Genomic DNA, 9522 nt, shown 5'->3' on the forward strand with positions numbered 1-9522 from the left:
GAGCTCCTTGCAGAAGTAGCTGCCGGTGATTCGTATGCATGCAGCTAACAGCATGCGAATAGCTGTACGCAAGCTGCCTGCCGTCTCGGCGGGAACTGGTGACCGTCTCCTACACTCGGCGCATGCATTACTCCGAGCGACTGTTGGTCTTCATCAAGCAGGCCGAGCGCGTGACCCAGGCCGCGAAGGAGGCCGCCGTGCGCGAGGCGGGCATCACCGCTGCGCAGCAGGGCGCGCTCGCCGTACTCAGCGACAACCCCGGGATCAACGCCGCCGAGCTCGCGCGCAAGCTCTCGGTGACTCCGCAGACGATGAACAGCCTGCTCGGCCGGCTGGAGGCGCGCGGCCTGGTCGCCCGTACCCCGCACCCGATCCACGGCACGCTGATCGAGATCCGGATGACCGAGCGCGGCGCGGAGGTGTTCGCCCAGGCCGACGCGCTGGTGGCGAAGCTCGACGCCCGGCTCCACGAGGGGCTGTCCGAGGACGAGTCGGCCGCCGTACGGGACCTGCTCACCCGGATCATCCGGAACGCCGAGACCCCAGGCCCCTGAGTCCGGGGCCTGAGGTCTGAGGCCTGGGGGGCCTGGGGCCGGGGGCCCGAGTCGGTCGTTCAGCAGTTCGGATGCGTCGGGCGGTCCGCGAAGCGGTCCGCCAGCCAGTCGCCCGCCGCCGGGGAGTGGGTGATCACGCCGCTGACGTGCTCGCCGACCCAGATCGTGTCCCACTCCACGTTCGCGCCCTTCGCGCACCACTCGGAGCGCAGCTGCCGTCCGACGGCGTACGGGATCAGCTCGTCGCCGAGCGCGTGGTACTGGTGCACCGGCGCGGCCGGGGCCGTCCGCCCGAGCCTGCTCTGGTTCAGCCGGGCCTGCCAGTCCGGCTGTTCGAGGGGGTTGCGGGTGGTCAGGTCGGAGATCCGCTTGAAGGAGCCGGCGATGGCGTCGATGGCCACGCAGTTCTCCTTCATGCCGGCGACCAGGGCCCTGCCCGCCGGGTTGAGGTACGAGTCGAGCCGGAGCTCGGGGAAGGCGGCGTCCTGACCGGCCGCCGCCATGAAGATGAGGCCCGAGCCGTACGAGCCGTTGTTGAAGTCGGCCACCTTCAGCAGGTCGGCCGGGACCCCGCCGGTCGCCGTGCCCTTCACCTTCAGCTCGGGGGCGTACGAACCCTGCAGCTCGGCGGCCCAGCTGCTGGCCTGGCCGCCCTGGGAGTAGCCCATGATGCCGACCGGGGTGTCGGCGGAGAGGCCCGCCCCCGGCAGGCGCTCGGCGGCCCGCGCCGCATCGAGCACGGCACGGCCCGCCGAGGGGCCGACCGTGTAGGTGTGGACCCCCGGGGTGCCGAGGCCCTCGTAGTCGGTGACCACCACGGCCCAGCCGCGCAGGGTGAGCTGCTGGATCAGGTTGGCCTCCATCGCGGTGCCGTACGGGAGGTTGCTGCTCGGCGCGCAGGAGTCGCCCATGCCGACGGTGCCGACGGCGTACGTGACGAGCGGGCGCGGGCCCGTCCGGCCGTCCTGCGGGACGATCACGGTGCCGGAGACGGTGTTCGGGGCGCCGTCGGCGGTCGTGGAGCGGTAGTGGATCTTCCAGGCCTTGGTGCCGGTCGGCTGGCCGGGCAGCGGGTGGAAGGCCGAAGGGGCCACATCGACGAGGTCACCGGGCCGGCCGGCTCCCGCCTCGGACGCGGTGGCCGTCGCGGGGATCCCGGCCGAGGCGGCGGCCAGGGCTGCTACGGCGGTCACGGCGGCGACGGCGGTCCTGCGGGTGGGGGTTCGCAAACGCATGGGCGGCTCTCCCAACGGAACGTCTTCGTGCGGGGGGTGGGTGAGGAGAACGTAGTGACCGACCGGTCGGCACGTCGCTGACCGCGCAGCTCACCTTTCCTGGCCCCGGATCGCACCCGCCCGTCCGGCCCCGTCCGGCCCCCGTACGACGGACAACATGAGCCAGCCGGCGCAGTCGGCGCTTGCGGACCGGGCGCCGTGTGGCATGCCTCCCGCATGGCACGCATCATCACGGCCGGTGTCGTCACCGCGACGACCGCCGCGCTCTTCACCCTCGGACTGCCCGCAGCCGGCGCCGCCGCCCCGCCGACCTGCTTCGGCGTCACGGCCACCCTCACCGGCACGGGCACCATCACCGGCACACCCGGCAACGACGTCATCGTGGGCTCGGCGGCGGCCGACACCATCGACGGCCTCGGCGGCAACGACCTCATCTGCGGGCTCGGCGGCAACGACCGGCTGGTCGGCGGCCTGGGCGGCGACCGGCTCGACGGCGCCGCCGGCAACGACGTCCTGCGCGGCGACACGGCCCTCGACACGGGCAACGCGACCGGCGGCGGCAACGACGAACTGCGCGGCGGCGACGGCGACGACGACATGGTCGGCGACTCGTACACAGCGAGCGGCAACGCCATGGGCGGCGGCAACGACCTGATGGACGGCGGCCCCGGAGCCGACTTCATGACCGGCGACTCCGAGAGCGACGACGCCGGGACCGCGACCGGCGGCGGCAACGATCGAATGTTCGGCGGCGACGGCGACGACGAGCACATCACCGGCGACAGCGTCGCCTTGGGCGGAGACGCCACCGGCGGCGGCAACGACCTGCTGGAAGGCGGCAACGGCGACGACGGCCTGCTCGGCGACTCGGCCGCGCCCTTCCAGGGGACGGGCACCGGTGCGGGCAACGACATCCTGCGCGCCGGCCAGGGCGCCGGCGACAACGTCGTCGGCGACAGCGAGGGCATCGCGGGGGCCGTCGGCGCCGGCGGCAACGACGTGATCGACATGGGAGCCGACGGCGGCGTCTTCGCCCTGGGCGACCACAACATCGGCGACCCCGACGGCGGGCGGGCCATCGGCGCGGGCAACGACCGGATCACCGGCGGTTCCGCTGCCGACATCCTCATCGGCGACAGTTCCGTCGGGGACGCGTCCGTCACCACGGCCGGAAACGACCAGATCGACGGCGGGGGCGGCGACGACACCCTCTTCGGCGACAACTCCAACTTCGACGGGGACGCGACAGCCGGCACGGCAGGCGGCCGGGACCAGCTCCGCGGCCAGGCCGGCGACGACTCGATCTTCGCCGGCCCCGCCAACGACTTCCTCGACGGCGGAGCGAACACCGACTTCTGCGACGGGCAGGCGGGCACCGCCGACGTGGCCGTCAACTGCGAGACGACCGCCGACATCCCGTAGGCCGCCGCAGGCCCCTCACTGCCAACCACCGGATGCGATCCGGTACGCACCCGGCGTCGTCCCCGTCCAGCGGCGGAACGCGCGGTGGAAGGCGGTGTCCTCCGAGAAGCCCAGCCGGGCCGCCAGTTCGGCGATCGGCTCCCCGCTCTCCGCCAGCCCCGCGATCGCCGCGTCCCGCCGCACATGGTCCTTCAGCTGCTGGAACGAGGTCCCCTCCTGCCGGAGCCGGCGCCGCAGCGTCGCCGGGGACACCGCCAGCCGCGCCGCCACCTCCCCCAGCGCCGGCAGCCGCGGAGAGCTGCGCAACTGCCGTGCGAGGGCCCGGCGGACCTGCTCCGCGACCGTCGTCCCGTACTCCGGCCGCGACAGCAGGTCGAAGGGGGCCCGGCGCAGCATCGCGTCCAGCGCGGCCTCGTCCCGTACGAGCGGTGCGGCCAGCCAGTGCGCATCGAAGGCGGCGCCCGTACGCTCCGCCCCGAAGCGGACCGGACAGCCGAAGAGGATCTCGTACTCGGCCTCGTGCGGCGGCGCAGGGTACGCGAACGCGGCGTACGCGAGCGGGATGCGCCGCCCGATCAGCCAGCTGCTCAGCCGGTGCCAGATCGCGAGCACGCACTCGGTCAGGAAGCGCTCCTCGTCCCGCGCGAAATCGTTGTGCACGGTGAACCGCGCCTCGTGCTCCGACACTTCGAGCGCCAGCTCCGGGCCGCCCGGGAAGAGGCCGTAGAAGGTCGCGGCGCGCTCCACGGCCGCGCCGAGGTCCCGGCAGCCGAGCGAGGCGTAGCACATCATCGCGAACGTACCCGGGCGGCTCGGCACCGCGGACAGCCCCAGGAACTCGTCCTGCGTGGTCCGGTACAGCGCCCGGAACAGCCGGGCGAACTGCGCCGGCGTGATCCGCGCCCGGTCGTCGCCGAGCAGCAGCGGCGGGATCTGCGCCTCCTGCAGCAGCGGCACGGTGTCGATGCCGCTGCGCGCCGCCCCTGCGAGCACGGCGCGCACATGGTGCACGGTGATCGTCCGCCTCCCCATGGGTCCGACGGTAGCCCCAATGAGCGCAGGGGTCAGCGGGGGTGACGCTTCCGGTCATGTCGCCCGGGGGTCCGGCCTGCCTAGCGTCTTTCGTACGTACCCCAGGACCCCAGGGAGGCGAAGGCGATGGACGCTGTGCGACCGCAGACGCTGGCGGTGTTCACGGAGTGGACGGGGGAGCGGTACGGCGGCGAGACCGCCCTGCGGTTCAGAGGGGACGGGGTGGACGGGGGCTGGACCACCGTCACGTACGCCGAACTGCGCGCCCGCGTACGGCAGACCGGGCGGGCGCTGCTCGGGCTGGGGGTCGCGCCGGGGGAGCGGGTGGCGGTCCTGGCCGAGACCCGGCCGGCGTGGACGTACACCCACTTCGGGATCCTGGCGGCGGGCGCCGTCCTCGTACCGGTGTACCCGACGGCGGGGGAAGAGGAGCTGGCCTGGGTCCTGGCGGACTCGGAGGCGGTGGCCGTGGTCTGCGACGACGCGGCGCAGGCGGACCGGGTGGAGGCGCTGCGGGCGAAGCTGCCGGCGCTGCGCGCGGTCGTGCGGATGGACGCGCTGCCGGGGCTGTCGGAGCTGCCGGGGCTGCCGGGGATCGAGCCCGCGCCGGAGGCGGAACTGCTGGAGCGGGCCCGGCGGGTGGCCCCCGGCGCCGACGCGTCGATCGTCTACACCTCGGGGACGACGGGCCTGCCGAAGGGCTGCCGGCTCACGCACGGCAACCTGGGCGCCATCCAGGACGCGACGCTCCCGCTGACCCGGGGCGGACCGGGCGACTCCACGTACCTGTACCTGCCGCTGGCGCACCTGCTGGCACAGCTGATCCAGTTCACCACCCTGCTCCAGGGCGGGGAGCTGTGCTACTTCGGCGGCCGCATCGAGGACGTACTGTCCGAGCTCGCCGAGGCCCGGCCCACCCACCTCCCCTCCGTGCCGCGCCTGTTCGAGAAGGTGCACTCGGTGGTGCTCTCCCTGGCGGAGTCCCAGGAGGGCGGCGCCGAACGCTTCCGCGAGGCGGTGCGGCTCGGGGTGCTGGCGGCCGAAGGCCGGCTGCCCGCCTCCTCGCGGGCCGCGTACGAGGAGGCGGAGAAGAACCTGTACTCCCTGGTCAGGGGGGCCTTCGGGGGCCGGCTGAACTGGGCGCTGACCGGGGGAGCGCCCATCGCCCCGGCGACCCTGGACTTCCTGCGGGCCTGCGGGATCGCGGTCTACGAGGGCTACGGAATGACCGAGTCCGGCGGGGTGATCAGCCTGAACCACCCGGCGGCCGTCCGCCACGGCACGGTGGGCCGGCCGATCGCGGGCTGCGAGGTCCGCATCGCGCCGGACGGCGAGGTCCTGGCCCGGGGGCCGATGGTCTTCCCGGGCTACCACGCGAACCCGGCCGCGACGGCGCAGGCGCTGGACGCGCAGGGCTGGCTGCACACGGGGGACCTGGGGGAGCTGGACGCCGACGGGTTCCTGTCGATAACGGGCCGCAAGAAGGAGCTGATCATCACCTCGGCGGGCAAGAACATCACCCCGACGGAGGTGGAGTTCGCCGTCCAGCGCTCCCGGTACGTGTCGCGGGCGGTCCTGATCGGCGACCACCGGCCCCACCCGGTCGCCCTGATCACCCTGGACGCGGAGGAGATCACGGCGTGGGCGCGGAGGCAGGGCATCGAAGCCGTCGAGGGCCAGGGCGGCCTCGGGCCGGACCTGCCCGCCGCAGCCGCCCACCCGGCGGTTCGCGCCCTGGTCGAGGAGGCGGTGACGGCGGCCAACGCCACGGTCTCCCGCCCGGCCCGCATCCGCGCCTTCCACGTCCTGCCCGAGGACTTCACCATCGAGGCGGGCACCCTGACCCCGACCCTGAAGCTCCGCCGCGCGGCGGTGGCGGAGCGGTACGCGAAGGAGATCGACGCGCTGTACGGGGACGGGCCGGACCGCCGCGGCTGAGGGAGGACCGAGGCTGTCAGAGGTGCCCGCTACGGTGCCGCCATGGCGAACTTCGTACTGGTGGCAGGCGCATGGCTCGGCTCGTGGGCGTGGGAGGAGGTGGCCGCGCAGCTGCGCGCGGCGGGGCACGACGTGCACCCGCTGACCCTGTCCGGCCTGGCCGAGCGGCGGGGCGCAGCGGCCGGCCAGCAGACGCACGTCCGGGACATCGTGGCGGAGGTCGAGCGCCTCGACCTCCGCGAGGTGGTCCTGGTCGGCCACAGCTACTCGGGCATCCCGGTCGGCCAGGCGGCCGAGCGGATCGGCGACCGGCTGGCCCGGGCGGTGTTCGTGGACGCCAACGTCCCGGTGGACGGCGGGTCGTTCGTATCGGGCTGGCCGGACGGCCGGGCGATGGTCGAGGCGGCTATCGCCGCCCACGACGGCTTCTGGCCGCCGCTGACCGCGGCCGACTACGCGGGCCAGGGCCTGGACGCGGAGCAGATCGGCCGCATCGTGGCGGGCTCGACCCCGCACCCCGGCGCCACCCTGACGGAACCGGCGGAGCTCGAGGGCCCGCTGTCCGAGCTCCCGGCGGTGTACGTGAAGTGCCTGCTGGACGGCGAGGACCCGGGCCCGGAGGCGGCCGAGCTCCTGAAGGGCGAGCGGTGGAGCCTGGTGCGGATGCAGACGGGCCACTGGCCGATGTTCTCGCAGCCGGCGGAACTGGCGCAGGTCCTGCTGGCGGCCGCGGCCCGGGAGGGCTGACGCCCCGTTCGGGGCCTCAACCGCGGGCGTAGGACCCCAGGCCGACCAGGCAGTACACGTACTCGTTGATCGTGACCCCGCCCCGGCTGTAGCGGTACGAGAACGCGTACTGGGTCTTCGGATTGCTGTTGCAGCGGTCCAGCTCGGACGTCAGCGGAATGCTCTCGATCACCTTGTAGTGCGCGTCGGACGCCGAGCAGGAGACCTCCTGCACGCCGGTGACCTTCTGCGGGGTCGTGGAGTCGGGGAGGGTCCCGTTGAGGCAGGTTCCCCGGTCGAACGGGCTGGGGGCCGGCTCCTCGGAGGGCGAGGCGGGCGGATCGGCCGGGCTGCTCACCGGGGGCGGGGCAGGGGCCGGCGACCAGGAGCTGTACGAGGGCGTCGGCCGCGGGGCGGCGGTACCGCCCTCGTCGTCGTCCCCGCTGTTCAGCAGGATCGCGCCGATGACGATCGCGACGACGATTCCGAGTGCTGCGAGGCACCCCCGCGAGCTCGACGCGGGCGCCGGCGACGCCGGTCCCGGGGCGACGCGGATGCGCAACAGCACCTCGTTCCCGCCGAGCCGGGCCCGCACGAGATCGCCGTCCCGGGAGGGCGGAATCCTGAGCCGGGCCGCGCCGGTCGCGAGCGTCACGGTCAGAATCACACCGTGGGCGGCCTGCTGCGGGGTGAGGGTGATCGGGATCTCCTGAGACTCCACCGGCTGCTCCGCGGGGTAGGGGCGAACGCCTGACGAATCCTCATGAAGTGTGGGGCACGCACGGGTTGGGACGCAGTGGTTCCGCGAGAGCAGTCCGCCCCCGTCCCTGATGCGATGGTCAGGGACGGGGGCGGGTACGACTCGCCCGTGATCAGCCGAACTGGCCCGGCTGGTAGTCGCCGGCCGGCTGCTGGACGATCACGTTCATCCGGTTGTAGGCGTTGATCAGGGCGATGAGGGAGACCAGGGCGGCCAGCTGGTCCTCGTCGTAGTACTTGGCGGCGTCCGCCCAGGCCTCGTCCGTGACACCGCCGGCCGCATCGGCGATGCGCGTGCCCTGCTCCGTCAGCTCCAAGGCCGCCCGCTCGGCGTCGGTGAACACCGTCGCCTCACGCCAGGCTGCGACCAGGTTCAGCCGCACGGCGGTCTCCCCGGCGTGAACGGCGTCCTTGAAGTGCATGTCGGTGCAGAAGCCGCAGCCGTTGATCTGGCTGGCCCGCAGCTTCACCAGCTCCTGCGTCGCGGCCGGCAGGGTCGAGTCCGAGACGACCTTGCCCGCCGAGTTGATGTACCGCGCGAACTTGGCGGCGACGGCGTTGCCGAAGAAGTTGAGTCGAGCTTCCATCGTGATCTCCTTGCCGTATCGACCGTTACACAGCCCTGACGGAACAGCCCGGGCGGATGTGACAGCTCCCCGACGCGGCCGCATGTGACCCGCGTCTCACCCGGCCGGGGGAGGGGGCGCCTACTCGGGGCGACGGCAAGGCGGACGGGGACGCCGGGGTCGGGGTCCACGCGCTCGGGGCCGGAGGGTCGGGCGGGATGCCGGGGTCGGGGTCTGTTCACGGGGCGTCGGGAGGGTCGGGCGGGATGCTGGGGTTGGGGTCCGTGTACTCGGGGTCGGGAGGGCCGGGCGGGATGCCGGGGGCGGGGTCTGTCGACTCGGGGTCGGTGGAGTGTCCGGGGGCGTCCCGTCAGTCCACTGTCCTTCCGGTGCGGTCCGGGCCGTCAAGGGCGCTCCCTGCGGTCGCGTCGCTTCGCGATGGCCTTCGGCCACCCTTGACTGCCCGGCCCGCCCCGGAAAGACAACAGACTGTCGGGAAGCCCCCGAAGGATGGCCAGGGGGTTCGGATTCGGACCAGGCCCGATCAGAGATCCCGGGCGGGGCCCCCGGTCATCCGGAGTCCGCTCACCAGAACCACAGAGCCAGGCCGGTGACGGGGCCGCGGGGAGGGGAAGGGCCCCCGAAGGGCCCATAGGCACCCTTTCCGGACCCAGGCTGGGTCAACCTGCACCAGACAGCGAAGAGATGACGATGCGGTGAGGGGTGGACCCGTATCGCGTCAGATCGCTACGCGCTCCTCATCTCTCAGCGTCTGGCGGCCGTCCGGGGCTGGTCATAGGCCGCCCAGACGCCATCAGATGGGTCTGTTCGGGCGTCTGCGAGTCGTCGGGGAGCGAAAAGCGGGCGAGGTGGAGCCTGATGCCGGTTTTCCCAACCTCTCACTCCGGCAGGTGCCCATTCGCCCCCCACCCGGCCGCTAAAACGGGACAAATGGCCCGCAGTCGCATGCTCAGAGTGTCTGTTCTGGTCGTGGGCGGCTTATGTCCAGCCACAGGCGGGGCGAGGACGCCAAGCCGGGAGGAGCACGTAGCGATTCGATGCGTCCACGGGGCAGTCGGCACTGGATCGTCATCTCATCGCTGTCTGGTGCAGGTTGACCCTGCCTGGACCCGGAAAGGGCTTCCTCTGGGCCCTTCAGGGAGCCGTTCCCCTCCCCGCGCACCCTTACCGGCTGGGATCGCTGGTCCTGGTGAGCTGGGGGCGGATGGGCGGGGGCTGCCGGTCGGGATCTCTGATGGGCCCTCATCGGAACATGAACCCCCTGACCGT

At 73.0% G+C, this 9522-nt stretch carries 8 protein-coding genes; 4 read left to right on the forward strand and 4 right to left on the reverse strand.

The features are described from left to right. Positions 1-122: 122 nt before the first annotated feature. Positions 123-554: a MarR family winged helix-turn-helix transcriptional regulator gene (locus ACFYXK_RS33030; protein WP_383514376.1), complete on the forward strand. Its 432-nt coding sequence runs from the start codon at positions 123-125 to the stop codon at positions 552-554. Between the two features lie 59 nt (positions 555-613). Here the strand turns inward: ACFYXK_RS33030 and ACFYXK_RS33035 are convergent, their stop codons facing one another. Next, positions 614-1789 (reverse strand): lipase family protein, encoded by a 1176-nt coding sequence (locus tag ACFYXK_RS33035; RefSeq protein ID WP_389414500.1) that lies wholly within the window; start codon positions 1787-1789, stop codon positions 614-616. A gap of 216 nt (positions 1790-2005) precedes the next feature. On the opposite strand from ACFYXK_RS33035, the gene ACFYXK_RS33040 reads away from it, so the two are divergent. Continuing rightward, the gene (locus ACFYXK_RS33040) at positions 2006-3211 is read left to right on the forward strand and encodes a calcium-binding protein (RefSeq protein ID WP_389414501.1); all 1206 of its coding nucleotides are present in this window, start codon (positions 2006-2008) and stop codon (positions 3209-3211) included. 15 nt (positions 3212-3226) lie between these two features. On the opposite strand, the gene ACFYXK_RS33045 is transcribed toward ACFYXK_RS33040, so the two are convergent. Beyond that, positions 3227-4243, reverse strand: coding sequence for an AraC family transcriptional regulator (locus ACFYXK_RS33045; protein ID WP_389414502.1), 1017 nt, complete (start codon positions 4241-4243; stop codon positions 3227-3229). Between the two features lie 126 nt (positions 4244-4369). Between ACFYXK_RS33045 and ACFYXK_RS33050 the strand changes: the two genes are divergently transcribed. Together ACFYXK_RS33050 and ACFYXK_RS33055 are read left to right on the forward strand one after the other, a co-directional pair. Continuing rightward, a complete protein-coding gene (locus tag ACFYXK_RS33050) occupies positions 4370-6181 on the forward strand; it encodes an AMP-dependent synthetase/ligase (protein ID WP_389414503.1) in 1812 nt (603 codons plus the stop codon). Between the two features lie 42 nt (positions 6182-6223). Next, on the forward strand, positions 6224-6928 hold the full coding sequence (locus ACFYXK_RS33055) for an alpha/beta fold hydrolase (RefSeq protein ID WP_389414504.1): 705 nt from the start codon (positions 6224-6226) through the stop codon (positions 6926-6928). Between the two features lie 16 nt (positions 6929-6944). Here ACFYXK_RS33055 and ACFYXK_RS33060 read toward each other — a convergent pair whose 3' ends face one another. Both ACFYXK_RS33060 and ACFYXK_RS33065 read right to left on the reverse strand, forming a co-directional pair. Next, entirely contained in the window at positions 6945-7628 is a 684-nt protein-coding gene (locus ACFYXK_RS33060) for a hypothetical protein (RefSeq protein ID WP_389414505.1), read from the reverse strand. 151 nt (positions 7629-7779) lie between these two features. Beyond that, positions 7780-8253, reverse strand: a complete 474-nt coding sequence (locus tag ACFYXK_RS33065) for a carboxymuconolactone decarboxylase family protein (RefSeq protein ID WP_383514361.1) — start codon at positions 8251-8253, stop codon at positions 7780-7782. Between the last annotated feature and the right edge of the window lie 1269 nt (positions 8254-9522).

Origin of the sequence: Streptomyces sp. NPDC002209 (assembly GCF_042890265.1) — a bacterium.
Lineage (GTDB): Bacteria > Actinomycetota > Actinomycetes > Streptomycetales > Streptomycetaceae > Streptomyces.